Below are 24,838 nucleotides of genomic sequence, written 5' to 3'. Positions count from 1 at the left end.
TTTGCTGCAAAAGTGCCAAATGTCTCATTCATCTGTAATCAGCCGATTCATTTAAATCCAAAAAAAAGCCTTCCCCCGCTTTTAAGCAGGGAAAGGCTTAATCATACATTTACATAATCAGAAAATCCTTCGTCAAACTGAAAATGGCTTCAATACCTTTCAGTACAACGTGTGGAACAACGCCCAACGCCACGCTGATGAGAGCACATAACCAAACCGTTATCCCTAACGGAATCGATACCTTAATCTCGGCAGGCTCGTAATCGCTGCGCATAAACATTTGGCGTACGATGCTGAAATAGTAGTAGAAGGATACCACGCTAGTAGCGATCATCAGTGACCCTAACCAATAGTGTTGGGTCTGCATCGTTCCCAGGATGATGTAGAGCTTCCCGAAAAACCCGCCAGATAAAGGAATACCGGCCAATGAAAGCACGATGAGTACCATGGCTACGGCTGTTATAGGGGCCCTGTAATAGAGGCCAGCGAAACCCTTCGCTTCGGTATGGCCTTCTGCCTGCTCAATAATCATCAGCACAGCGAAAGCTCCGATATTCATAAACAAGTACGCGATCAGATAGAAAATAAATTCAGAGAAGTTCGCGTAATGGGTACCGGAAAAGTAAGTTCCGATCGGAACGAGTAAGTAACCTGCATTGGCAATTCCTGAGTAGGCCAAAAGCCTTTTCATATTTGTTTGCTTCAGTGCAATGAAATTACCGGTTACCATCGCGATGGCAGCCATCACCGATATGGCCAGGAACACATCCGATTGAAAACTGCTGTCTTCAAAGCTGCTAAACCCAAACAACACGTAGAATACGCGGAATAGGATGGCGAAGCCAGCACCTTTGGACACGACAGCCAAAAATGCCGTCACTGGCGTCGGTGCGCCTTGGTACACATCCGGTGCCCAGCTGTGGAACGGAGCAGCGGCGATTTTGAAGCCGAAGCCAGCTAACAGCATGAAGAATGCTACATAAAGCAGCGGCTCGTAAGCAGTTACGAGTGATGGAAGCGCAGCACCAATCTGCGATAAATTGCTGGAACCGACCATCCCGTATAAGAAGGACATGCCATACAAGATGATCGCAGATGAAATACCGCCCATGACCAAGTACTTGAAGGCACCCTCGTTAGATTTGTTATCTTTCTTCTTCATAGCCACAAGCAAGTAAGAAGTAATACTCAACAGCTCCAACCCAACATACAGCGTGATAAGGTCACCCGAGGATGACATAATCATGGCACCGAGCGCGGCGGGCAGATAGAAGTAGTAATACTCCCCGACATGTGGAATGGCCTCTTCTTTGATGAAGCCTAAGCTCATCAAGACAATGAAGCCAGTACCTAATAAAGTGAACAATTTGAGCAGATTCGAGAAATCATCCACTCTGTAGCTATTATTGAGCAGCCCAATAGCCTCTTCTGGATTCAACTGTAGAATAACGAATACCGCAGAAATAGCGATGCCAACCAACGTCAGCCATCCAATGATGGAGCGACTAAGCCTGTTTGGGAGGACCAAATCCAAGAGAGATAGGATGATCGCGGTGGCAACCAGCGAAAGCTCAGGGAGCAGATGCACTAAATCAGCGACATGGAGTCTTATCTGTTCCACTGGTCTAACCTCCTATCTTCCCGGCTACGCTGTGGATCAATTGATCCAAGCTGCCTATCGTTTGCTGAAGCGGCTGACTCAGCACGCTTGGATATACACCGAGCAAGAGAATGAACGCCACCAATGTAATCATCGGCACCGCCTCAATTAATCTGGCGTCGCGCATGCCTTGCAGCTGCAGATTCGGCTGTTTAGGGCCGAACGTGATATTCAGCACCCCGCGCAGCACGTAAACCGCGGTGAGAATGATCCCGAGTGTACCGACTATCGCGTACACTCGGTGCGTTTCGAAGAGTCCGAGAAACGCGAGGAACTCACTGACGAAGCCGGATAAGCCCGGCAATCCGAGCGATGCCATACCAGCGACCAGCAGAATGCCGCTGATAAAAGGTATGGACGACGCGAGACCGCCTAGTTGGTCGAGCTGCGTCGTTTGGGTTCGCTCGTAGATGCTGCCTACGAGCAAGAACATCAGGGCCGAGATGAGGCCGTGTGAGATCAGTTGGAACACAGCGCCCTGCAGGCCCGATACGTTAAACGCGGCGAGACCGAGAAGGACGATGCCCATGTGGCTAATACTCGAGTAGGCCAACACGAGCTTGAAATCCTTTTGTACCATGGCGAGAATCGCGCCGTACACGATGTTAATGACGCCGAGGAGCGCCAGCATCCACGCCATCTGCTTGGCTTCCCCCGGGAAGAACAGAATACCGAATCGGATGAGGCCGTAGGCCCCCATTTTCAGCAAAATCCCGGAGTGAATCATAACAACAGCAGGCGGAGCCTCTGTATGTACTTTGAGCATCCACGTATGGAACGGGAAGATCGGCAGCTTAATGCCGAAGGCGACCAGCAGCATAATGAACACGGTCCACTTCATGGCCCTGCTAAGGAAGAACGGTGTTCCTTCTTGATTTACATAAGCGGCGGGATCTTGCAGCAAATTATGTGCAATCGTATGGATGTCGCCGCTATAGTAAATGACAGCTTCTGTCTGCGAAGGCACCTGGTTGAATCCAGCCGTACTGACGAGAATTAAGAACGCGATCAGCATGATCGCCGAGCCAAGTCCATTGTAAAGCAGGAAGCGATTGGCAGCTTGCTCCCGATTCATATACCCCCAAATACCAATTAAGAAGAACATCGGTACGAGCGTAATTTCGAAGAACAAGAAGAACAAGAATAGATCCTGTGATAAGAAAACTCCGAACATGCCGGTTTCAAGCAGCAAGAATAGAATGTAATACGTTTTCCAGCGTTTCTTAATATACACCGAAGCTAAAGCAGCCATTGACGATACAAGAGCGGTTAGAAACACGAGCGGCAAGGAAATGCCGTCAACCGCCAACGAATACTTAAACTCGAAGAAATACGAAGTAATTTGCTGAATTCCCTCGTGATTAAGCGGAACTTTGATCCAGTCGAGCTGTTCTTTATACTGAATCGGATCACCCTGATAATTGTAATCACTATACAACCACGCCGCCAAAATAAGCGGGATCAGTGTCGTGACAATACCAATTGTTTTAATCAAACGGCCTTGGTCACCACGGATGAAGAGCAAGACCAGAACGCCAAGCAGAGGCGAGAAGGCGATCATACTTAGGATGGGTATACTAGCCAGCATGGATGAACCTCCTTCCTGCGATGGCGAGTACCAAAATCAGCATCCCCAAAATCATGATGACACCATAGGTTTGTAGTTGACCATTTTGGAGACGCGAGCCTAGACGACCTAGTCCGACCACAGTGAAGGCAACCAAACGCACAATACCGTCAACGATATACACATCAATCAGTTCGAGTATCCAGCCTAAACCGCGAAGCGGTTTTACAATGACACCGTCGTAGATTTCATCAATGAAATATTTGCGATTCAGCAGCGTATACAGCCACGGCATTTTACCGGAAACCACATCGCGCGGAATGGAACGTTTGAGATAAATGAGATAACCGAGACCAATACCAAGCACACCAGCTAGTGTGGACAAAATAATGACGGTCCAATTGGCCTTCTCATCATGTTCATGTCCTGTCAACCACTGACTGAGCCATTCGTTAAACGGCGTATTCACAAAGCCTGCAACAATAGCAAGCACTGCAAGTACAATCAGAGGTGTCGTCATCGTTGCCGGAGATTCATGGGGTTCATGAGCGGTATGTGCTGCATGTCCATGATCATCGTGACCATCATCAATAGTCTTTGCTTTGCCTCTAGGCGAGCCCATAAACACGAGGAAGAATAGACGTGACATATAGAACGCTGTGAAGAAGGCAGCAATGACACCGACCCAGAATAAAAGCTGATTATGCTCGTATGCTTCTGTCAATATCATATCTTTCGACCAGAACCCTGCGAAAGGGAAAATACCTGAGAGTGCCAGCGTGCCTATCGCGAATGTCAAGGTTGTGATTTTCATTTTGCGGGATAAGCCGCCCATTTCGTTAATGTCTTGCGTATGAACAGCGTGAATCACACTGCCTGCGCCCAAGAAGAGCAGCGCTTTGAAGAAGGCGTGCGTGAACAAATGAAACATTCCTGACGTATAGGAGACACCTATCCCCAGCGCCATCATCATATAGCCAAGTTGACTCACCGTCGAGTAGGCGAGAATGCGTTTGATATCGTTCTGAGCAATACCAATTGTGGCCGCAAAGATCGCTGTGAAACCACCCACATAGGCAACAACAAGCAAAGCATCCGGCGATGCGTGGAAAATGTCAAAGGTACGCGCAACGAGGTACACCCCAGCGGCAACCATCGTTGCTGCGTGGATTAGCGCACTTATCGGCGTTGGACCTTCCATGGCATCTGGCAGCCACGTGTGCAGCGGGAATTGACCAGACTTACCCATCGCCCCGATGAAGATCAGAATAGCAATCCATGTGATGATCGTTGGGTCGATTTTACCCGTTGTAAAAGCATTATGAATAGATGTGAAATCAAGCGCATGCCCTGGCATGTACCAGTAAAGCAGCAGAATAGCAATAAAGAGGCCCACGTCACCGATACGGGTAACGATGAATGCCTTTTTCGCAGCAGCCTTCGCCTCTGGCTTAAAGTACCAGAATCCGACGAGCAGGAAGGAACATACCCCTACAAGCTCCCAGAAGATGAACAGCTCCAGCATATTTTCTGAGATGACAAGGCCAAGCATGGAGAAGGAGAACAAAGCGATATAGCCAAAAAACACATGAATTCGCTCGTCGCCTTTCATATAACCTTTGGAATAAATATTCACCAGCAAAGACACCAGTGTTACAATCACGAGCATCAAGGCGTTCAAATTGTTAACCTCAAAGCCCATATTCAGCGTGAAATCGCCCACTTGCAGCCAATTCAGCTTATTCCACGTGTAATCTTCCACTTTACCGCCAATTCGTTCAACGAAAATCAGCAAAGCCACGATAAATGATGCCAGCATGGCGAAAATACTGATGTAAATACCTAGATCTTTTAATTGACGTCCCATAGCCGTAAGCGCTAGAAAAGCAAGCAGCGGAAACAACGGAATGAGCCAGGCGTACTGTGAATAGTCCGATACCATATCCTTGTTAGCCTCCTAGCGCTTCATAGAATCCAAATCCGTAACTTCTACTGTCCCTTTATTTCTGTAAATGGTAATGAGAATCGCGATCCCGACAGCCGCCTCAGCAGCTGCTATGGTGATGTTGAAAAGCGAGAATATTTGCCCGGTTAGAGCAGGATGATCACCAAGCTTCGAAAAGGCAATCAAATTCAAGTTCACCGCATTCAGCATTAGCTCAATCGAAAGCAGGACGATAACCCCGTTCTTCTTCGTTAACGCACCGTATAAGCCGATGCAGAACAGGATTGCCGCCAGCGTGAGATAGGGAGTAATAATATTGCCCACAGCTAATCCTCCTCTCTCTTCGCGACCACGATGGCACCGATAAAGGCTACCGTCAGCAGCACCGACATGATTTCGAAAGGAATAACGTACTCGTTATAGAGCAGTTTTCCGATTTCTAGTGTGTTATCCTTGCCAGCATCCAGAGTACCTGAAGCGACGAAGGTCGTTTTTTGAATGGCATAAAATAATACTCCGAACAATCCCAAAGCACCAATAATCGCTAGGCCTTCATGCCAAGGACGCTTAGGCTCTTCTTCTTCCCCTTGTCTGTGCTTCGTCATCATGATTCCAAAGATCATCAGAATGGAGATCGCACCGGCATAAATCAACACCTGCACGAATGCTACAAACTCAGCCTCCAGAATGACATACAACCCCGCCAAACTAATAAAGGTAAGGGCAACGGCAATGACCATATGAACGACTTTGGTAAATGAAATCATGAAGATGGCTCCGCCAATTGCAAGTAGAGCGAAGACGAAGAAAGCCCAGCTTGAACCGTTGGATAAGAAATCACCAATTCCGCTAAACATCTTTTTTGGCCCCCCCTTTTGGCAAGGCTGAGTTGTTCTCTTGACGGATATTTTGCGTGTTCTCGCTTAACCACTGCATATTTTTGAACAGATCATCACGACTGTAGGTACTCAGCTCAAAATTGTTCGTCATGACGATCGCTTCCGTCGGACATACCTCGGTGCAGAGATCGCACAGGATACAAATTTCGAAGTTAATATCGTACGTATCGATAACCTTCCCTTTTTTCTCAGGGTCTGGATTCGCTTTACCCGTTAAAGTAATACACTCTGTCGGGCAAACGCGCGCACATTGATTACAGACTATGCATTTCTCTGGATCAAAATATTGAATACCGCGAAAGCGGTCCGGCATTTTAATCGGGACGTCAGGGTATGCGTACGTTATTTTTTTCTGTGTCATACTTTTAAACGTTACGCCTAAACCTTTCATTATGCCCTTCATTCGTTTCCCTCCTAAGAGTTTTGCTTTAGCAAAACTGGCTTCGTAAGCGTGGGCTTAGAGTTTCCGTAGGAAACTTGCATCGTAAGCTTGCTTTATAGTTGCTACATGATGGTCATTACGATCGCCGTAATCAGCATATTGACCAGTGCTAGTGGAAGCAGCACTTTCCAGCCGAATCCCATCAGTTGGTCTACCCGTACCCGAGGCAGCGTCGCGCGCAGCCAGAATAGGAAGAACACAACAGAAGAGAATTTCAGCAGGAACCAGATAATACCCGGAATGAAATCAAGGAATGGGAACGGCGAGTGCCATCCGCCCAGGAAAATCAAGCTCGTAAGGGAAGCAATGACGAACACGTAAACATACTCTGATAGCATGAAAAAAGCGAAGCGGAAACCACTGTATTCCACATGGTAACCAGCAACAAGCTCAGACTCCGCTTCCGGTAAGTCAAACGGCGTTCGATTGAGCTCCGAGACCCCGGCTATAACGAAAATGATAAAGCCTAGAATCTGGGGAATGAAATTCCAATGCCAGAAACCGCCTGTTTGATGATCAACGATTGTATGTAGATTTAAACTGCCTGTCATCATGATGACACCAATAACGGAGATGACGAGCGGTACCTCATAACTAATCATTTGAGCCGCGGAACGCATACCGCCTAGCAGCGCATATTTGTTATTCGATGCCCAACCGCCGAGGATGATACCAATCGTAGAAATCCCCGTTAGGGCTACATAAAAGAGCAGACCAACATTCAAATTCGCATTAAACAACCGATCCGAAAATGGAATCGTCGCAATAATCGTGAACGAAGGGATAAACGTGATGATAGGCGCCAGAATGAATAGCTCGCGCTCTGCTTTTTTAGGAATCGTATCCTCTTTGATTAGAAGCTTGAAGACGTCCGCAACACTTTGCAGAAGCCCAAAAGGCCCCGTTCGGTTCGGTCCGATCCGCATCTGCATCCAACCGATAACTTTACGCTCGAAATAGATCGCATAGGTTACGAAGCCTAGGACCAGCATCAGCATAACGATGCCCCAGAACAGGAAAACGAAGAAGTTCGTCCAAGTTAGACTCTCCTCCAATAAATTCACCATTAGGCATCCACCTCCCCAACGACAATATCGATGCCGCCTAGAATCGTTATCAAGTTGGTCATCGACTCACCGACAAGCAGCTTGGGCAAAATTTGCAGATTCACAAAGGAAGGTCTGCGGAATTTCAGACGGAAAGGCTCTGCTTTGCCCCTGGAAATAATATAGCAGCCAATTTCCCCACGCGGAGACTCGATAGCCGAATACACTTCCCCTTCTGGAGGACGAATGACTCTAGGTACCTTGCCCATGGTTTCGCCTTGCTCAGGAAACTGCTCCACAGCTTGCTCCAGGATACGAAGCGATTGCTTAACTTCCTCCATCCGAAGCAAGTAACGATCATAGCAGTCACCGCCGCTGCGAACAGGTACGTCGAACTGGAAGCGGCTGTATAGGCTGTACGGCTGCGTTTTGCGGATATCCCAATCTACACCCGTACATCTTAAGTTAGCGCCGCTAAGGCCATACGCAATGGCTGTATCAGCATCATACTTGCCTACACCCTTGATACGGGACAGAAAAATCTCATTCCCCGTTACTAAAGTGTGATACTCTTCCAATTTACCGTACATATAAGGAATAAATTTTTTAACCTTATCGATCCAACCTTCTGGAGCATCCCACTTCACCCCGCCTACACGCATGTAGTTGTAAGTTAGACGAGCTCCGCATAATTCATTGAACAGATCAATGATAATTTCCCGATCACGGAACGCATATAAGAACGGGCTCATCGCACCGATGTCCAGCAAATAAGTACCCCACCACACCATGTGTGAGGCGATACGTTGAAGCTCCATCACGATTAAGCGAAGGAACTCCGCTCGTTCTGGCACTTCAAGCTGCATCATTTTCTCTACGGCATTCACAAGCACGTAGTTGGTTGTCATCGCCGATACGTAATCCATGCGGTCCGTGTAAGGAATAATTTGTGTATAGCTAAGGTTCTCAGCTAATTTCTCTGTTCCTCTATGTAGATAACCCATCACGGGTATTGCTTCTCTAATAACTTCTCCATCAAGCTTCACGATCACGCGGAAAACCCCGTGCGTACTAGGATGCTGTGGACCAACGTTCAACAGGAGTTCTTCTGTCCGTAACACGAGCTACACCTCCGGGTCAAGCGGTTCGTAATCTTTGCGCAGTGGATGGCCGACCCAATCGTCAGGCATCATGATTCTTACTAAGTTAGGGTGACCTGGGAAATCGATACCCAGTAGGTCATACACTTCCCGCTCATTCCAATCCGCGGTAGCCCATACTGGAGCCACAGAAGGAATGCTCGGTTTCTCTCGATCTGTTTTCACTTTCACACAATATTCCTGCTTGTTTGTGAGCGAAAGGAGATGATAGGCCACCTCTAGGTGAGTCTCTTGGTCCACACCCGAGAGATTGCGCAAGTAGTTGCAGCGAAGCTCTTCATGATCCCTGAGCGTCCGTGCAGCCTGCAGCCAGCGTGAGCTGTGAATGACCACGTAAGGGCGATGCGCGTCCCTTTCGTTGATGAAAGCGTCGACGACGGTGTCTTCGCCAACGTCGGCTTTCAAGATAGCAACCAGCCGATCAAGCAGCGGCTGGTTCGGTGAAGGCTCCTTCGGCGCTTCAGGCTCCGCCGACTCCGTCTTCGCCCCGCGCGCGCTAGCTCGCGCAGCGCGTGCTTCTGCGGCGGCCTGTGCTTTGGCCGCCTTCTCGTCGTCCCCAGCTTCCGCAGACGCTGGGGTTGGTGCTTCTGCCGACGCGGGCTCGCCCGTCGGCTCAGCGGCCGCCCGCGCAGCTTGGCGGGCGGCTCTCGCCGCGGCACGCTCCGCTGCCGCGTCACTGCTTGGCGCTGCTAGCGCGTTGGCGCTCACGGCTGCATCGCTGCCCTTTGCTGCGCCCGCGTCACCGCTTCTTGCAGCTTGCTCTGCGAGCTCAGCCGCAGGCGCGTCGCTCGGCTCGCTCGTCGTCTGCGCAGCCGGGTCAGCCGCCTGTATCTCCGCAGCGCGATCTACCGCGGCCTGCAGGTCCGCGCTAAGCGGCGTCTTACTCGCGCGCGCCTCCGGCGTAAGATCGCCCACTTCAGCGATTGCTTCCTCTAAGGGCGATTCATTCACTTTCTTACCATCAGCAGTTGGAGACGGGCCTACCTTCTCCTCCAGCTTCTTCTCATCACTCATCGATTGGTCACCTGCTTCCCAGTCTTCGCTTCATAGCGAATCTTCTCCTGAAGCTTGTTTATCCCATAAATGAGTGCAGCCGGGTTCGGTGGACAACCCGGAATATAAACATCAACCGGAACGATTTGGTCAACTCCCTTAACAACGGAATATGACTTTATATAAGGTCCACCTGCCGTAGCGCAGGACCCCATCGCAATGACCCACTTTGGTTCAGGCATTTGTTCGTAAAGACGGCGCAGCAAAGGAGCCATTTTCTTCGTTACAGTCCCCGCCACAATCATGACATCAGATTGTCTAGGAGACGTACGGAAGATGACTCCGAAACGGTCTAAATCATAGTGAGATCCGCCTGTACCCATCATTTCGATGGCACAACAGGCCAGACCGAAAGTTAACGGCCAAAGCGAATTACTGCGAGCCCAAGCTTTTACTTGCTCCAGTGTCGTCATAAAGACATTGCGATTTAATTCTTCCCGTTCTTCGGGAGATATTGACTCTAGACTGAAGTCCATTGCAGCACCTTCTTCTTCCAAGCGTATATTAATCCAATGGCTAGCAAGGCTACAAAAATACACATTTCCACTAAGGCAAAAAGTCCAAGCTGGTTAAACGCAACAGCCCACGGATATAGGAACACGGTCTCCACATCAAAGATGACAAACATCAAAGCAAATAAATAATAACGAATGTTAAACCGGATTTGTCCCTCACCTACAGGCTCGTTTCCACTCTCATACGTCGTATACTTCTCCTCGACAGGTTTACTCGGTCTTAACCATTTGCCTACCGTTAGCGCTACCACAGGGAGAAGAATACCTAACCCTAGAAAAATCGCTACTATAACATAGTTATTTGTATACATGTGAATGTAACCGCCTCCATTCGTATTTGCTTTTCTTGTGTGTCCTGTTAGTTTTGGTAATATTCACCTACAATATTATAACAAAAAGCCTTTTGGGCGTCGATGACTAATTCCAAACCCCACTTTTCATTCCTAGTGAGTAGATTTTCCATAATTATCTTTAATTAATCTTCCTGTTCGAAAAAAAGCGGAGGAACCTAAGTTCCCCCGCTTTTCGTTCAAACATCTATTATTTCCCGGACACACTGATACGATTTAATGCTCTTTGAAGAGAGGCTTCCGCACGTTTGAAGTCAACGTTGTCTTGCTTAGTTTCAGCAAGACGTTTCTCCGCACGTTCTTTCGCTGCTTTCGCACGATCGATATCAATATGTTCTGGTAGCTCGGCGCTTTCCGCCAGTATAACCACCTTATCCTTGCGCACTTCCATGAAACCGCCATTCACTGCGATAACTTCGTCTTTAGAGCCCGTTTTCTTCACAGTAATCGGTGCAATTCGCAATGGAGTGACCAGTGGAATGTGATTCGGCAGAATTCCAAGCTCCCCTTCAACACCCTTCACGCTAACCATGTTCACTTCTTCAGCGTACACTTTGCGTTCCGGGGTAACAATTTCCAGTAGGAATGTACTCACTTGGATTCTCCTCCCTTAGCGTTTACCGTAGGTAAACTATCTTCGTAAGCGTTGCCTGATCGTTTTGCTCGGCAAAAGTTACAGTGTTTTTGCTTTCTCGATAGCGTCCTCGATCGTTCCCACGTTGTGGAAAGCAACTTCAGGAAGATTGTCGTGCTTACCTTCAAGAACTTCTTTGAAACTGCGCACGGTATCCTTCAATGGCACGTACAAGCCTGGGAATCCGTTGAATGGCTCAGCAACGTGAAGCGGCTGGGACAGGAACAGACGGAGACGACGCGCACGAGTAACGACCAATTTGTCCTCATCAGACAACTCATCCATACCCAAGATCGCGATGATATCCAGAAGCTCTTTGTAACGTTGAAGAACTTGTTTAACGCCTTGTGCTACTTTGTAATGCTCTTCGCCAAGTGTTTCTGGCGTCAAGATACGGGAAGAAGATGCAAGTGGATCTACCGCAGGGAAGATACCTGCTGCAGCAATACTACGCTCCAAGTTCGTTGTTGCGTCCAAGTGAGCGAAAGCCGTTGCAGGAGCCGGATCCGTATAGTCATCGGCAGGAACGTAAATCGCTTGAATAGAAGTAACGGAACCTTTTTTCGTGGACGTAATACGCTCTTGTAGTTGACCCATCTCTGTTGCTAGAGTCGGTTGGTAACCTACTGCTGATGGCATACGGCCCAGCAAAGCGGAAACCTCAGAACCTGCTTGTGTAAAGCGGAAGATGTTATCGATGAAAAGAAGAACGTCTTTGCCTTCTTCATCACGGAAGTACTCAGCCATTGTCAAACCGGACAAAGCTACGCGAAGACGCGCGCCTGGAGGCTCGTTCATTTGACCGAATACCATCGCTGTTTTTGCAATAACGCCGGAGTCTTTCATCTCGTGGTAAAGGTCATTACCTTCACGAGTACGCTCACCAACGCCTGCAAAAACGGAGATACCGCCATGCTCTTGTGCAATGTTGTGGATCAACTCTTGCATTGTAACGGTTTTACCTACACCCGCGCCGCCGAAGAGACCGATTTTACCACCCTTAACATAAGGAGCCATAAGGTCGATAACTTTAATTCCTGTTTCAAGAATCTCTGCTTTTGTCGACAAGTTGTCGAAAGCTGGAGCTTCTTTGTGAATGCCGCTTGTAAATGTACGGTCAACGCCTTCGATACCATCGATTGGCTCTCCCAATACGTTAAACACGCGACCAAGTGTTGCTGCGCCAACCGGAACGGTAATTGCAGCTTTAGTATCTTCAGCTACTGCTCCACGTACAAGTCCATCAGTCGAGGACATTGCGATACAACGAACCAAGTTGTCACCAAGGTGAACTGCTGCTTCGACTGTCATAGTGGATAGTACGCCATTATCATTTCTTTCAATCTTGATGGCATTCAAGATTTCAGGGAGTTGTCCGCGTTCGAACTCAATGTCGACGACTGGCCCTGTAATTGTTACAACGCGCCCTTTGCTCATGGTTTCCCTCCTAAGAAAAGCTTTGCTTCCGTAGAAGCTTTAATATCATGCGTTCGCGCTCGCTCCGGCAACAATTTCCGATATTTCCTGGGTAATCGAAGCTTGACGCGCACGGTTGTAGGCTAATGTGTAGCCGCTGATCATTTTCGTTGCATTCTTCGTAGCGGAATTCATCGCTGTCATTCTCGCACCGAACTCACTTGCTTTACCTTCCAATACTGCACTGTAAATAAGCGTTTCGGCATATTTAGGCAGCAATACTTCCAGTACGCCTTCCGGTGATGGCTCATACTCATAACTAGCAGCAGCCACGCCAGTAACTTCTTCCATAGGAAGCAGGCGGATCATGGTTGGAATTTGGGTAATCGCATTTTTGAATTGGTTGTATACCACGAACAACTGGTCGTACGTACCGTCCTCGAAGTTCTTCACTGCTGCAGTAGCTACAGCTTTGATATCCGCGAATGTTGGTGAATCCGGAACACCTGTCACTTCTTCCACAACTGGCATGTTGCGTTTGCGGAAGTAATTACTACCTTTACGTCCGATTACAAAAATCGAATATTCAGCTGTTGATTTATGGTTTTCACGAATCTCGGTCATGACCTTCCGCAACACGTTAGCGTTGTAGCCTCCAGCCAATCCACGATCCGAGGTGATTACTAAATAGCCTGTCTTCTTCACTTCGCGTGACTGCAGCATCGGATGTTGGATCCCTTTGCTTCCAGCTGCAATGCTTTGAACGACTTCTTTTAACTTATCGGAGTAAGGACGTGCTGCTTCCGCAGAACGTTGTGCTCGTCTCAAATTCGCTGCAGAGACCATTTCCATCGCTCTCGTAATTTGTTTCGTGTTTTGTGTGGACTTGATTTGGCGCTTAATCTCGCGCATTCCTTTTGCCATACCTGCTCACCTCTCTTTTGAGGCTTAGAAAAGCCTTCATTCGAAGACCTGAATTCAGGCGATCAGCCTGCCCAGGATTAACACGGTAGGCAGAACTTCACTTCAACAGGAAGCTCTGCCATCATGATTTATACAGAAGCTGCGAAGCTCTTTTTGAATTGAACAATTGCTTCTACCAGCGCTTTATCGTTATCCGGAGTGATGTCCTTCGTATCACGAATGCTGTGTAGAATTTCTGGACGGTTCGATTCCAAGTAAGCCAAGAATTGACCTTCAAAACGCGTTACGTCTTGAACAGGAAGATCATCCACATGCCCTTTAACAACCGTGTAAAGGGAAGCAACTTGCTTTTCCAAAGACATCGGTTGGTGAACACCTTGTTTCAAAATTTCAAGCGTACGAACACCACGGTCCAAACGCGATTGAGTAGCTTTATCCAAGTCAGATCCGAATGCAGCAAATGCAGCAAGCTCACGATATTGTGCCAAGTCAACACGTAGTGTACCGGCAACTTTCTTCATCGCTTTCGTTTGTGCAGAGCCCCCTACACGGGATACAGAGTTACCAACGTTAACCGCTGGACGCTGACCTGAGTAGAACAAGTCGGATTCTAAGAAGATTTGTCCGTCCGTAATCGAAATTACGTTCGTAGGAATGTATGCTGAGATATCGCCTGCTTGTGTCTCAATGAAAGGAAGTGCCGTCATGGAACCGCCACCTAACTCATCATTCAGTTTCGCAGCACGCTCTAGAAGACGGGAGTGCAAGTAGAAAACATCCCCTGGATAAGCTTCACGACCCGGTGGACGACGAAGCAAGAGAGACAACTCACGGTAAGCAGCTGCTTGTTTGGACAAGTCATCATAGACGATCAACACGTGCTCGCCTTTGTACATGAAGTACTCACCCATTGCGCAACCTGCGTACGGAGCCAACCAAAGCATTGGTGAAGGCTCAGAAGCAGAAGCTGTTACAACGATTGTGTAGTCCAAAGCGCCAGCGTGACGAAGTGTTTCAACAACACCTACGACTGTGGATTGCTTTTGACCGATAGCAACGTAGATACATTTAACGCCGTTGCCTTTTTGGTTGATGATCGAATCGATTGCGATCGCTGTTTTACCTGTTTGACGGTCACCGATGAGCAACTCACGTTGTCCACGGCCAACTGGTACCATCGCGTCAATCGCTTTGATCCCTGTTTGCATAGGCTCATGTACCGATTTACGGGCCATAACGCCTGGTGCTGGGGATTCGATTGGACGGAATCCAGTTGTTTCGATAGGACCTTTACCATCGACTGGTTGACCCAATGGGTTAACAACACGGCCGAGAAGCCCATCACCTACAGGAATTTCCATGATGCGGCCAGTACGTTTAACTTGGTCGCCTTCACGAATATCTTTGTAAGGCCCTAGAATAACGATACCTACGTTGCTTTCTTCCAGGTTAAATGCATACCCTAGAACGCCACTTGGAAACTCAAGCAGCTCGCCTGCCATTACGTTTTCCAAACCGTGAGCACGAGCGATACCATCACCAACTTGAATAACAGTACCTACTTCAACCACTTGCAAATCGGATTTATAATTTTCAATCTGTTGTTTAATTAGTGAACTGATTTCTTCCGGTTTGATACTCAACGAACTTCACCCCTATTCTTACAGTGCTTGTGTTAACGATTTTTGCAAACGTTCTAGTTTACCGGACAAGCTGCCATCGTACAAACGATCACCGATACGTACTTGAATGCCTCCAAGTAAAGCGGGGTCAATCACCGTTTGAATACGAAGCTTTTTGCCTGTCACTTTTCCAAAGTGATCTGCAATGTCTTGAACCTTATCTTCGGATAGTTCAAATGGCGTATAGACAATAGCGGATGCCTGCCCAAGCGCTTCATTCGCAATTTTTACATAATCCGTATATAAAGTCGTCAGAAGTGCTTCCCTTCTTCGGGAAACGAGCATTTGCAAGGTATTAAGGACCGTCTCTGAAACTTTGCCCTCAAAAGTTTTTTGCAGCATATCCGTTTTTACCGATACGGCAACATTCGGATGCTGAAGCAGCTTTTTAAAGTCCGCATGATCCTGCAAGGAAGCTACAACAGCTCCCAGGTCATCCTCGACTTGTGCAATAATGCCGCGTTCCGAAGCGAGTTCGAACAGCGCCTTGGCGTATCTCTTCGCTACGACGATGTCACTCATGCGTTGTCCCCTACCTTTTTGAGGTATTGGTCAACGATGCCTTGTTGAGCTGCTGCATCTACTTCTTTCTCAACGATCTTAGAAGCAATTTTCACGGAAAGTGCTCCCACTTCGCTACGAAGCTCAGCAACTGCTTTGTTCTTCTCTATGTCGATCGCACGAAGGGCATCTTCCTTCAATCGGGAAGCTTCCTCTTTCGCTTGGGTAATAATTGTCTCTGCTTGTTTATTGCTAGTATTTCTAGCTTCTTCAATCAGATCATATGCTTCTTTGCGTGCTTCTTGGAAAGCTTCTTTCTGCTCTGTAACAAGCTTCTCAGCTTCCTGACGATTTTTATCGGCGGAACCTACTTGTTCTGCAATCAGTTGTCTGCGCTTCTCCATAATATCGACAAGCGGACCAAATGCATACTTATTAAGCAGCAAATACAAAATCAAAAAGGCAATAATCGCAAATACAAACGACTCCCAGTGCCAACCCATTCATGTCACTCCTTTCGGTCATCTCAAGCAAAACGAAGGCGTGGATGGCTTAGGCCGTCCGCGCCAAACCTACTCATCTTTGAGATTAAGCTCCAAAGAAGATCAAGAATCCAAGTACAACACCGATAATCGGAACAACCTCTACGATACCAACACCGATAAACATAGTTGTTTGCAAAGTTCCGCGAAGTTCCGGTTGACGAGCGATACCCTCAACTGTTTTACTCACGATCAAACCGTTACCAATACCTGCACCTAATGCGCCTAAACCAATTGCTAAAGCTGCTGCTAAAAATTCCATTTTGTAAATCCTCCTCATTAAAAGTAAGTTTTAAGTTAGTCTAGATTATCTCATCTCAACCTGTATCAGTTGAATTGGACTTCGATTAATGCTCTTCGTGTACGGTAGACTGTGAAATGTATACCATCGTAAGGATGGTAAACAAGAACGCTTGGATCGCACCTACGAAAATACTGAATGCTTGCCAGCCAATCAAGAGTGGAATACCGAATCCGCCAGCCATCAAGATGGTTGCAATCAACACTTCTCCTGCGAAAATATTTGCATACAAACGCAAGCCAAGTGTAAGCGGTTTGGAAACCTCCTTGATGATATTCAAAGGGAAGAAGAACCAAAACGGCTCAATATAATGTTTCAAATAATGCTTCGTATTACGTGTAAGACCCAAAAAGTGGGTAATAACGAACACGATGATTGCTAGACCAAAAGTAACGGAAACATCCGCTGTTGGTGATTTCCACCAAGCAATTTCTGCGTGTTTACCTTTTGCCTCCAACTCATGAATCGTTGCATCAGACAGAATCGTCTGACCGAACAACTTAAACTCACTATGATGCTCAGTAACGATACCGAATGGTAGACCAAGTAAGTTAGCAACAAAGATGAACATAATTAATGTCACGCCCAATGAAATGTAGGCTTTCGCGTACTTAAGCGGCATTGTGCTGGCAATTAGATTATGAACAAATTCAACAACCCACTCTAAGAAATTTTGCATTTTTGATGGGCTGGTAACCGAAAGATTTCTCACGGAAACAAGAGAAACCGACAATACAATAACGAAAGTGACTAAAATCGCCAAGAACGTCGATAGGTCAATATTTAAACCACCAAAGTGTAGCACGGGAAACTCATGCATTTACCTTTTCACCCCTTTCCATGCACTCACGATTTACGTTTAAAAATAAAAAGAATACCCATCAGGAGTGTAACCAATTGGATATAAAATAATCCAATAATGGTGAAAACTACACTGACTTGCTCTGGAAACTTTACTGCAACCATCATGGCTATGATGGCCATGCAGGCTCTGGATACAAATCCAGCGTTCAAACGCTTCGGAGCCGCACTTTCACCTTGCAGGGATACGGATTTAATTTTCATCATAAGCATCCTAGCATTAATGGCGCTTACAATGGATCCTACTAGAAATCCTATCGCATAAGTCCGATAAGACGGAGCTATACTCCAAATGAGCAAGCAGACAGAGATGCAGAGCAGCTCTGCTCGATAAAGGGTTTTCATGTGGTCATTCATGTCGGTCGTCCTCCAAGAACTTCTTAAGCATCATCACTGCGGTGCCAATGCCCAGGAAAAAACCGATCATCACGCCAGTTATGATCCACCCTTTTGAACCACCGAAATACTTTCCACATACATATCCTATAGCTGTACAGATTACAACTTCTAATCCGATAGCAGATACTAGACCCGCAGCACGCCATGGATTGTCATCTGGCCTTGGTGATTCCAAAATCGTCAACGCCTTTCGTTTCTAGAGGGATTTTGGGCCATGCAGGTGAATCCTCATATATTGTATCGGAGCGGTCTTTCTTTTGTCAATTGACATAACTTCACAAGTCTCTTTGTGAGAAACTCCTCAGAGCCTTGCGGCTCTAGGGTTTGCGAGATTCCAAACCAAACAGTACAACTGTACGCTGTAGCGTTTGTCATGATTTTGTCACGGTTAGAATGCTTCCGGACGCTCAGAGGTCTTGCCGAAGTGATAAAGTATCGCTTGCACGATGCGTTCGGACGATTTGCCATCCCCATAAGGGTTGGCGGCTTGACTCATTTTGTTGTATAAATCTGGATCCGTTAGAAGCGCGCGAGCACGCTCATAGACCACTTCCTCATCCGTTCCAACGAGTTCGAGCGTACCTGCCTGAATACCCTCCGGACGTTCTGTCGTATCGCGCAGAACTAGAACCGGCACACCAAAAGACGGCGCTTCTTCTTGAAGACCACCAGAGTCTGTCAGGATCATATGGGCGTGCGGATAGAAGTTGTGGAACTCGAAAACGTCAAATGGGTCTACCAGCTTGATGCGTGGATGATTGCCCAGGATCTCATGTGCAGGTTCCTTAACTGCAGGACTTGGATGCACGGGATAAACGATCGCAATATCTTCGAACTCATCCGCAATACGTTTGACAGCACGGAAGATTTGACGGTGAGGCTCACCTTGCGCTTCACGGCGATGCGCCGTCATCAAGATTAGCTTACGGCCCGCTGCCCATTCCAATACAGGGTGTTCAAATTTCTCTTGTACCGTGTATTTAAACACATCCGTAACCGTATTCCCCGTCACATATATCTGGGATTCAGATTTATTTTCTTTCCGCAGATTATCAGCCGATTGCTGCGTTGGTGCAAAGTGTAGATCCGCTAGCACTCCCGTTAATTGACGGTTCATTTCCTCTGGGTAAGGGGACATTTTGTTCCACGTACGAAGCCCTGCCTCGACATGTCCCACTTGGATTTGCTGCATGAATGCCGCATAGCTTGCAAGGAATGTTGTCAACGTATCGCCATGCACGAGAATGAGGTCAGGCTTAGCTTCTTGGAAGACAGGCTCCAAACCTTGCAGTACACGCATCGTAATTTCATTCAGCGTTTGACGGTCTTTCATGACGTTCAAGTCGAAATCAGGTTTGATTTTGAAAATATCCAGCACTTGGTCGAGCATTTGTCGATGTTGAGCTGTCACACAGACAAGGGACTCAATATGTTCAGGATGCTTCTCCAGCTCCAAAATAAGCGGAGCCATTTTAATCGCTTCGGGTCTTGTTCCGAAGATCGTAATCACTTTTAAACGTTTCATCGGTTTCTTCTCCCCTTAGAGCTTTCTGTAAGAAAGCTAACTTCGTAAGCATTAACCTTAGAGCTTTGCATAGCAAAGCTATCTTCGTAAGCCAATTATTTAGTGCCGAACAGACGATCTCCTGCGTCACCAAGTCCCGGTACGATATAGCCATGATCGTTCAAGTAGTCGTCAACGGCGGCTACGTAAATATCAACATCAGGATGCTCTTGTTGAACAGCTTTGATCCCTTCTGGTGCTGCAATTAAACACATCAGCTTCATTTGTGTACAGCCTCTGCGTTTCAGCACTTCAATCGCCATATTCGCGGATCCGCCTGTGGCCAGCATCGGGTCAATGACAATTAACTCCCTCTCCAGAACATCCGTCGGCAGCTTCACATAATATTCGACAGGCTGAAGCGTGTCAGGATCACGGTACAGGCCAACATGTCCAACTTTAGCAGCCGGAATCAGCTTAAGTATCCCGTCTACCATACCCAAACCTGCACGCAGGATCGGAATGAGTCCCAGCATTCTGCCCGAAATAATACGGCAATCTGCTGTAGTCACTGGCGTTTTCACCTGTACATGCTCAAGTGGAATATCTCTCGTAATCTCATAGGCCATTAATGTCGCAACCTCGTCTACGAGATCTCGAAAATCCTTTGTTTTCGTATTCTCATCCCGAATATAAGTTAGCTTATGTTGAATTAGCGGATGATCACAAATAAATAACTTCCCCATAATTTCCTCCTAAAAACTGCGCTTTATATGTATTTCACAAAAAAATATCGTCATGGAACGACAAACCTCGTCCATTATATCATATGTTATCCAACTTATCCTCTGTAAAACCAAAGCTCCCGTGAATATCCTTTAGACAAGAAAAAACCACTAGGATTATTCACCCGAGCGGCTTTGGTATAACATGATATTTATTATTCTTGATCTGTCACTTCTCAATTCAATCAACGATTTCGGGGCAGAACCAGATGCTCTTGAAATCAAACCAACCGAGCGTATTGAAAGAAATACCTTGAAGGTGTGGGCTATACACTAATTGTTGGGTCGTATGAAGAAGAAATAAGACCGATTGGTTTTGCGATAATAATCCTTGCATGGAGCGGATTCGTTGCAAACGCACCTGACTGTCAGGCTCTGCTTCGATGGAGGCAATTGTTTCATCGAACGTTCTGCGCTGCTCATCGGTCGCGTATACGCGCAGCGCCAAGTTGCCTATCTTATACATCTCAATCAGACAACGGGCCTCATCGTCATCTGCGACAACCCCGCCGACAACGATATCTGCACATTGCATCCTATGCACCTTGGACATTTCCTCAAAAGAATATTCCTGTAGAACTACCTGAATTCCGATTTCGAGGCATCGAGCATGAACCCATTCAGCTAGGGCACGGTTTTTCGGGGTGAAAATCATCGTTATCGGCTGGTCTTCATATCCGCATTGACTTAGTAATTCTCTAGCACGTTCAGGCTGGTCATCATCCGGCAGTTCGACTGGCGAACCGGTCGGCAAGAAATCCGCGGCAGGTATCGCATTATATAGTCCCAGTTCCTTAATCATACCGCTACGGTTAAGAACTAGCTGCAGCGCTTGACGAAAACGGATATCCTGCTGAGGCCCTTCCTTTCGTAAATTAAAGACTAACATGCTGGAACCCAGCATCATGATTTCTTTTTTGCACCAATGTGCCGGTGCCGGCTGTTTAGAATGACTGAGCTTGCCCATTTGGAAGTTCAGCTGCTGCCACCTTCGCTCACTTACCATTTCCGGCACGCAAAGCAGTTCGATCCGATCCAGGTGGGCGGACTCCCGGTAATAATCCTCGAATGCTTCGAATGTTACGCCTCCTTCATCATACCTCGTAATCCGGAACGGACCCGTCCCGACGGGCAGCATGCCCGGATCACTCACTTTCTGAGCACTGTACACATCAGCCGGTACGATCGCGGCCTGATAGGAACTTACGTAGTGAGGAAACATATAATTCGGCGCATTCAACTCGACTCTTACGGTCAGCCGATCCACTGCGCGGATGTCTCTGACGGATTCCAGCAGCCATCGGTTTGGAGAATCTTCCGTGCCTAGCTTGCGTACCCGATTAAGTGAAAAGACCACATCTGCCGATGTCATCTCACGACCATGATGGAATCGCACCCGTTTACGCAAATAAAACGTCCAGATCGTTGCATTCTCATTACATTCCCACTCATGGGCCAAACCTGGCTCTAAGCTGCCGCAAGCAGGATCAAAATAGATCAGCGTATCGAAAGCCTGCTTCACGAAATGGAGATCACCAGAGAATAGCACATCCACAGGGTCTAGGGTCAAGACTCTCATCTGCATTGGCAATCGAAGGGTTTCAGGATCGCCAGACTCCAGGGTCCCTCTATACCCGAAGTAACTTCCTAACCAAGCTAGGAATCGATCCATGACTCCTGGATCCAATCCTTCTATTTGAAACAAACTCATCGCACTGTTCAAATTCCCCTGTTCAACATGCAATTTCGCTTCAGTAAACAATAGATCCTCGACGGAAGCCAGAAAACGGATCATAGAACGGTTGCCGCGCCCGCGACCCGGTGTCCAGGAAATCCATGCCATCTCAATCATCTTACGAATCAGTATTTTCACATTGCGTTCCGTACAATACAGGTAACCGGCTATTTCTTCAACGGACACGGGCACATCCATATCGATTTGTTGAAAATTGTGAACCCGCATGATGGTTGATTTCAACTGCACGTACTGTAAAACAAGCTGCATGGATGCAACCTCCTTTTACACGAATTATCAAGAAGTATAGGTCTGCCCCCATACTTTCGTCAACAGCCCCTGGACCGATAAAAGGGTAAAAAAAAGCCGACTCCAGAGAGCCGGCCTGAACATATTTTCAAATTACAATTAATAAGTTAAACCTGGGTAAAGCGGATACTGAGCTGTCAGGTCTTTCACTAAACCGCGTGCTTTCTCCAAAACAGCTTCGTCTTTCGGATTTTTCAGGGTAAGTCCAATCACTTTCGCGATTGTTTTCATTGCTTCTTCATTCATACCACGGGATGTTACAGCCGGTGTACCTAGACGGATACCGCTAGTAATGAACGGGCTTGTTGGGTCAAAAGGAATCGCGTTTTTGTTAGCTGTAATACCAATTTCGTCTAGAACGTGCTCAGCATCTTTACCCGAAATGTTCAAGCTGCGCAAATCGATCAGCATCAAGTGGTTATCCGTACCGCCGGAAACAAGGTTAATACCTTCAGCTGTTAAAGCAGTCGCCAATGCTTGCGCATTGTTGATCACGTTTTGTCCGTATGTTTTGAAATCTGGTTGCAGAGCTTCACCGAAGGAAACAGCTTTTGCTGCAATAGTGTGCATCAAAGGACCACCTTGGGTACCTGGGAAAACGGCTTTATCGATCGCTGCTGCCCAAGCTTTGCGCGTAAGAATCATACCGCCGCGAGGACCGCGAAGCGTTTTATGCGTTGTTGTCGTTACGAAATGTGCATGCGGCACTGGGTTCGGATGCAGACCAGCAGCAACAAGACCTGCGATATGAGCCATATCGACGAAGAACAGCGCGCCTACATCATTAGCGATAGAAGCCAAAGCTTCGAAATCGATCGTACGCGGGTAAGCACTTGCGCCAGCTACGAGCATGCGAGGCTTGTGTTTGAATGCAGCTTTACGAACATCGTCGTAATCAATGCGGAAATCTTTCTCGCTTACACCGTAAGCAACGAAGTTGTAGAGAATACCGGATGCATTCACGGGGCTGCCGTGCGTTAAGTGACCACCATGTGCCAGGTTCATACCCAGTACCGTATCTCCAGGGTTTAGAGCTGCCAAGTAAACAGCCATGTTGGCTTGTGCGCCGGAATGCGGTTGAACGTTCGCGTGCTCAGCACCGAAAAGCTCTTTTGCGCGATCGCGAGCGATATCTTCAACGATGTCTACGTGCTCGCAGCCGCCATAATATCTTTTGCCTGGGTAACCTTCTGCATATTTGTTCGTTAACACTGTACCCATAGCTTCAAGAACAGCTTGGCTAACGATGTTTTCAGATGCAATAAGCTCAATTTTGTCACGTTGACGGGCAAGTTCAAGGTTCATGGCTGCTACAATTTTAGGATCTTGTTTGCTCAAAAAGTTTGTCATATTAAATTCCTCCTACAGGGTAGTCTTATCTGATAAGTCTTAATTCCATTTGATATGTTAAAAGTTTAACAATCCGCATCGGGTGCGGCTGTTTGATAGAGTTGTTCCGCTTCATCAGGTAGGTATACAGCTCTTGTACCGCCAATCAGCTTAGGCCGGGTAAAAGCCATCGTTACATAGGCATGGCCAATATTACGCACTGGCGGCCTTGCTGGCACAGCAACTGGGCGCAGATGCATCCCGATGAGCGTGCTGCCAATATCGATTCCGGCATGTGCCTGAATCGTCTCGACAACGATCGGCTTCGTGAAATGGCGATACGCATAGGAGGCCATCGAACCTCCGGCCTTTGGCACTGGAATGACTGAGACTGGCTCAAGCTGAGGCGCACGCAATAGCAGCTCTTCCTCAATAACGATTGCACGGTTCAAATGCTCACAGCATTGAAAGGCTAAGTGCAGCCTGAACTCGCGGCTTATGCGCTGCGCCGTTTCGAAGAGCGGCTTAGCCGCATCAAGCGTACCTGATGTACCGATCCTATGCCCGAGAATTTCACTCGTGCTCGTTCCGATAATCAGAATGTGACCTGATCTTAGATTGCCGACTTTGACCAATTCCCGAAGATTCGTTTCAAAAGCCTCGGCAACATTAGAAAGAATGGAATCTGTCATCATGATCCCTCGTTTCTGGAATTTTCCGTTAGGAAATATGCTATGGATGCAATGTGAAACGGTCTTCGATACTTTGCACTTTGTTAATACGATTCTGGTGGCGAACACCTTGGGAAAACTCGGTTTCGAGCCAGATTTTCACGATTTCCTCCGCTACACCCGGTCCAATAACACGTTCCCCTAGGGCAAGTACGTTCGTATCATTGTGCTCGCGCGTCGCTTTCGCTGAAAATAGATCGTGTACGAGTGCACATCGGATACCCGGAACCTTATTCGCGGCAATCGACATCCCGATACCCGTTCCACAAATCAGAATCCCTTTGTCAGCTTCGCCTGATACCACTTGCTCACAAACTTTAAGCGCATAGTCGGGATAATCGACCGAATCTGCACAGCTGCAGCCGTAATCGACGACTTGGTGACCTAATGACTCAATAAAAGGAATGATAACATCTTTCAAACGATAGCCTGCATGATCCGCACCTAAGGCAATTTTCATGAATAGAACGCTCCTTTGCTTGTTCGAATTCGACCATCCTATTATATCCCAAAGCTCACCAGAAAACGAAAAAAAGAGCGGACACGCT

Annotated in this window: 27 protein-coding genes; all 27 read right to left on the bottom strand. The window is 47.3% G+C overall.

Going from position 1 to position 24,838, the window contains the following annotated elements:
* Positions 1–109 precede the first annotated feature (109 nt).
* Positions 110–1,621: an NADH-quinone oxidoreductase subunit N gene (locus QFZ78_RS23370; protein ID WP_307551099.1), complete on the bottom strand. Its 1,512-nt coding sequence runs from the start codon at positions 1,619–1,621 to the stop codon at positions 110–112.
* Between the two features lie 4 nt (positions 1,622–1,625).
* Positions 1,626–3,248, bottom strand: a complete 1,623-nt coding sequence (locus QFZ78_RS23365; protein WP_307551097.1) for a complex I subunit 4 family protein — start codon at positions 3,246–3,248, stop codon at positions 1,626–1,628.
* Complete coding sequence (gene nuoL / locus QFZ78_RS23360) at positions 3,238–5,169, bottom strand: NADH-quinone oxidoreductase subunit L (RefSeq protein ID WP_307551095.1); 1,932 nt, start codon at positions 5,167–5,169, stop codon at positions 3,238–3,240. Before nuoL ends, QFZ78_RS23365 begins: the two co-directional genes overlap by 11 nt.
* A 15-nt stretch (positions 5,170–5,184) precedes the next feature.
* Entirely contained in the window at positions 5,185–5,496 is a 312-nt protein-coding gene (gene nuoK, locus QFZ78_RS23355; RefSeq protein WP_029195649.1) for an NADH-quinone oxidoreductase subunit NuoK, read from the bottom strand.
* Between the two features lie 2 nt (positions 5,497–5,498).
* Positions 5,499–6,029 (bottom strand): NADH-quinone oxidoreductase subunit J, encoded by a 531-nt coding sequence (locus QFZ78_RS23350; RefSeq protein WP_307551093.1) that lies wholly within the window; start codon positions 6,027–6,029, stop codon positions 5,499–5,501.
* Positions 6,022–6,474 (bottom strand): NADH-quinone oxidoreductase subunit NuoI, encoded by a 453-nt coding sequence (gene nuoI, locus QFZ78_RS23345; protein ID WP_029195651.1) that lies wholly within the window; start codon positions 6,472–6,474, stop codon positions 6,022–6,024. The genes QFZ78_RS23350 and nuoI overlap by 8 nt, the downstream gene beginning before the upstream one ends.
* A 101-nt stretch (positions 6,475–6,575) precedes the next feature.
* Entirely contained in the window at positions 6,576–7,580 is a 1,005-nt protein-coding gene (gene nuoH, locus QFZ78_RS23340; protein WP_307551091.1) for an NADH-quinone oxidoreductase subunit NuoH, read from the bottom strand.
* Positions 7,580–8,680, bottom strand: coding sequence for an NADH-quinone oxidoreductase subunit D (locus QFZ78_RS23335; protein WP_307551089.1), 1,101 nt, complete (start codon positions 8,678–8,680; stop codon positions 7,580–7,582). Before QFZ78_RS23335 ends, nuoH begins: the two co-directional genes overlap by 1 nt.
* Positions 8,681–8,683: 3 nt before the next feature.
* Positions 8,684–9,427, bottom strand: coding sequence for an NADH-quinone oxidoreductase subunit C (locus QFZ78_RS23330; RefSeq protein ID WP_307551087.1), 744 nt, complete (start codon positions 9,425–9,427; stop codon positions 8,684–8,686).
* Positions 9,428–9,729: 302 nt separating this feature from the next.
* Positions 9,730–10,248 carry a NuoB/complex I 20 kDa subunit family protein gene (locus tag QFZ78_RS23325; protein ID WP_189020038.1) on the bottom strand — a complete coding sequence of 173 codons (519 nt, stop codon included), beginning with the start codon at positions 10,246–10,248 and terminating at the stop codon, positions 9,730–9,732.
* On the bottom strand, positions 10,233–10,598 hold the full coding sequence (locus tag QFZ78_RS23320) for an NADH-quinone oxidoreductase subunit A (protein ID WP_307551085.1): 366 nt from the start codon (positions 10,596–10,598) through the stop codon (positions 10,233–10,235). The genes QFZ78_RS23325 and QFZ78_RS23320 overlap by 16 nt, the downstream gene beginning before the upstream one ends.
* A gap of 229 nt (positions 10,599–10,827) precedes the next feature.
* Entirely contained in the window at positions 10,828–11,232 is a 405-nt protein-coding gene (locus QFZ78_RS23315) for a F0F1 ATP synthase subunit epsilon (protein ID WP_307551084.1), read from the bottom strand.
* A gap of 78 nt (positions 11,233–11,310) precedes the next feature.
* Positions 11,311–12,708 (bottom strand): F0F1 ATP synthase subunit beta, encoded by a 1,398-nt coding sequence (gene atpD, locus QFZ78_RS23310; RefSeq protein ID WP_307551082.1) that lies wholly within the window; start codon positions 12,706–12,708, stop codon positions 11,311–11,313.
* Positions 12,709–12,753: 45 nt separating this feature from the next.
* Entirely contained in the window at positions 12,754–13,611 is an 858-nt protein-coding gene (gene atpG / locus QFZ78_RS23305; protein ID WP_307551080.1) for an ATP synthase F1 subunit gamma, read from the bottom strand.
* Between the two features lie 128 nt (positions 13,612–13,739).
* A complete protein-coding gene (atpA, locus tag QFZ78_RS23300; protein ID WP_307551079.1) occupies positions 13,740–15,254 on the bottom strand; it encodes a F0F1 ATP synthase subunit alpha in 1,515 nt (504 codons plus the stop codon).
* 18 nt (positions 15,255–15,272) lie between these two features.
* Positions 15,273–15,815 carry a F0F1 ATP synthase subunit delta gene (locus QFZ78_RS23295; RefSeq protein WP_307551077.1) on the bottom strand — a complete coding sequence of 181 codons (543 nt, stop codon included), beginning with the start codon at positions 15,813–15,815 and terminating at the stop codon, positions 15,273–15,275.
* A complete protein-coding gene (atpF, locus tag QFZ78_RS23290) occupies positions 15,812–16,297 on the bottom strand; it encodes a F0F1 ATP synthase subunit B (protein WP_307551075.1) in 486 nt (161 codons plus the stop codon). Before atpF ends, QFZ78_RS23295 begins: the two co-directional genes overlap by 4 nt.
* Before the next feature lie 85 nt (positions 16,298–16,382).
* Positions 16,383–16,598 carry a F0F1 ATP synthase subunit C gene (gene atpE, locus QFZ78_RS23285; protein WP_025850351.1) on the bottom strand — a complete coding sequence of 72 codons (216 nt, stop codon included), beginning with the start codon at positions 16,596–16,598 and terminating at the stop codon, positions 16,383–16,385.
* Between the two features lie 85 nt (positions 16,599–16,683).
* Positions 16,684–17,457 (bottom strand): F0F1 ATP synthase subunit A, encoded by a 774-nt coding sequence (gene atpB / locus QFZ78_RS23280; protein ID WP_307551069.1) that lies wholly within the window; start codon positions 17,455–17,457, stop codon positions 16,684–16,686.
* 26 nt (positions 17,458–17,483) lie between these two features.
* The gene (locus QFZ78_RS23275; protein ID WP_307551067.1) at positions 17,484–17,855 is read right to left on the bottom strand and encodes an ATP synthase subunit I; all 372 of its coding nucleotides are present in this window, start codon (positions 17,853–17,855) and stop codon (positions 17,484–17,486) included.
* Positions 17,848–18,072, bottom strand: a complete 225-nt coding sequence (locus QFZ78_RS23270; RefSeq protein ID WP_307551066.1) for an AtpZ/AtpI family protein — start codon at positions 18,070–18,072, stop codon at positions 17,848–17,850. Before QFZ78_RS23270 ends, QFZ78_RS23275 begins: the two co-directional genes overlap by 8 nt.
* 213 nt (positions 18,073–18,285) lie before the next feature.
* Complete coding sequence (wecB, locus tag QFZ78_RS23265) at positions 18,286–19,422, bottom strand: non-hydrolyzing UDP-N-acetylglucosamine 2-epimerase (protein WP_307551065.1); 1,137 nt, start codon at positions 19,420–19,422, stop codon at positions 18,286–18,288.
* A gap of 95 nt (positions 19,423–19,517) precedes the next feature.
* Positions 19,518–20,147 (bottom strand): uracil phosphoribosyltransferase, encoded by a 630-nt coding sequence (gene upp, locus QFZ78_RS23260; protein WP_029195667.1) that lies wholly within the window; start codon positions 20,145–20,147, stop codon positions 19,518–19,520.
* A gap of 220 nt (positions 20,148–20,367) precedes the next feature.
* Positions 20,368–22,191 (bottom strand): ABC transporter substrate-binding protein, encoded by a 1,824-nt coding sequence (locus QFZ78_RS23255; RefSeq protein ID WP_307551061.1) that lies wholly within the window; start codon positions 22,189–22,191, stop codon positions 20,368–20,370.
* Positions 22,192–22,329: 138 nt separating this feature from the next.
* Positions 22,330–23,580: a serine hydroxymethyltransferase gene (locus QFZ78_RS23250; RefSeq protein WP_307551059.1), complete on the bottom strand. Its 1,251-nt coding sequence runs from the start codon at positions 23,578–23,580 to the stop codon at positions 22,330–22,332.
* Between the two features lie 65 nt (positions 23,581–23,645).
* The gene (locus tag QFZ78_RS23245) at positions 23,646–24,251 is read right to left on the bottom strand and encodes a TIGR01440 family protein (protein ID WP_373461134.1); all 606 of its coding nucleotides are present in this window, start codon (positions 24,249–24,251) and stop codon (positions 23,646–23,648) included.
* A 40-nt stretch (positions 24,252–24,291) separates the two neighbouring features.
* Positions 24,292–24,750, bottom strand: coding sequence for a ribose 5-phosphate isomerase B (gene rpiB / locus QFZ78_RS23240; RefSeq protein WP_057303723.1), 459 nt, complete (start codon positions 24,748–24,750; stop codon positions 24,292–24,294).
* Positions 24,751–24,838: the final 88 nt, after the last annotated feature.

The sequence above is a fragment of the Paenibacillus sp. V4I5 genome (assembly GCF_030817255.1).
Lineage (GTDB): Bacteria > Bacillota > Bacilli > Paenibacillales > NBRC-103111 > Paenibacillus_E.
This window is presented reverse-complemented; position numbering and strand designations above follow the sequence as displayed.

Bases quoted from the DNA above. Each gene is read 5' to 3' on its own strand.
- nuoI (WP_029195651.1), bottom strand. From the start codon at position 6,474: ATGAAGGGCATAATGAAAGGTTTAGGCGTAACGTTTAAAAGTATGACA.
- atpD (WP_307551082.1), bottom strand. From the start codon at position 12,708: ATGAGCAAAGGGCGCGTTGTAACAATTACAGGGCCAGTCGTCGACATT.
- atpF (WP_307551075.1), bottom strand. From the start codon at position 16,297: ATGGGTTGGCACTGGGAGTCGTTTGTATTTGCGATTATTGCCTTTTTG.
- QFZ78_RS23245 (WP_373461134.1), bottom strand. From the start codon at position 24,251: ATGACAGATTCCATTCTTTCTAATGTTGCCGAGGCTTTTGAAACGAAT.
- QFZ78_RS23275 (WP_307551067.1), bottom strand. From the start codon at position 17,855: ATGAATGACCACATGAAAACCCTTTATCGAGCAGAGCTGCTCTGCATC.
- QFZ78_RS23325 (WP_189020038.1), bottom strand. From the start codon at position 10,248: ATGGACTTCAGTCTAGAGTCAATATCTCCCGAAGAACGGGAAGAATTA.
- QFZ78_RS23320 (WP_307551085.1), bottom strand. From the start codon at position 10,598: ATGTATACAAATAACTATGTTATAGTAGCGATTTTTCTAGGGTTAGGT.
- atpG (WP_307551080.1), bottom strand. From the start codon at position 13,611: ATGGCAAAAGGAATGCGCGAGATTAAGCGCCAAATCAAGTCCACACAA.
- nuoL (WP_307551095.1), bottom strand. From the start codon at position 5,169: ATGGTATCGGACTATTCACAGTACGCCTGGCTCATTCCGTTGTTTCCG.
- QFZ78_RS23365 (WP_307551097.1), bottom strand. From the start codon at position 3,248: ATGCTGGCTAGTATACCCATCCTAAGTATGATCGCCTTCTCGCCTCTG.
- nuoH (WP_307551091.1), bottom strand. From the start codon at position 7,580: ATGGTGAATTTATTGGAGGAGAGTCTAACTTGGACGAACTTCTTCGTT.
- QFZ78_RS23250 (WP_307551059.1), bottom strand. From the start codon at position 23,580: ATGACAAACTTTTTGAGCAAACAAGATCCTAAAATTGTAGCAGCCATG.
- wecB (WP_307551065.1), bottom strand. From the start codon at position 19,422: ATGAAACGTTTAAAAGTGATTACGATCTTCGGAACAAGACCCGAAGCG.
- atpB (WP_307551069.1), bottom strand. From the start codon at position 17,457: ATGCATGAGTTTCCCGTGCTACACTTTGGTGGTTTAAATATTGACCTA.
- rpiB (WP_057303723.1), bottom strand. From the start codon at position 24,750: ATGAAAATTGCCTTAGGTGCGGATCATGCAGGCTATCGTTTGAAAGAT.
- atpE (WP_025850351.1), bottom strand. From the start codon at position 16,598: ATGGAATTTTTAGCAGCAGCTTTAGCAATTGGTTTAGGCGCATTAGGT.
- QFZ78_RS23295 (WP_307551077.1), bottom strand. From the start codon at position 15,815: ATGAGTGACATCGTCGTAGCGAAGAGATACGCCAAGGCGCTGTTCGAA.
- upp (WP_029195667.1), bottom strand. From the start codon at position 20,147: ATGGGGAAGTTATTTATTTGTGATCATCCGCTAATTCAACATAAGCTA.
- QFZ78_RS23255 (WP_307551061.1), bottom strand. From the start codon at position 22,191: ATGCAGCTTGTTTTACAGTACGTGCAGTTGAAATCAACCATCATGCGG.
- QFZ78_RS23350 (WP_307551093.1), bottom strand. From the start codon at position 6,029: ATGTTTAGCGGAATTGGTGATTTCTTATCCAACGGTTCAAGCTGGGCT.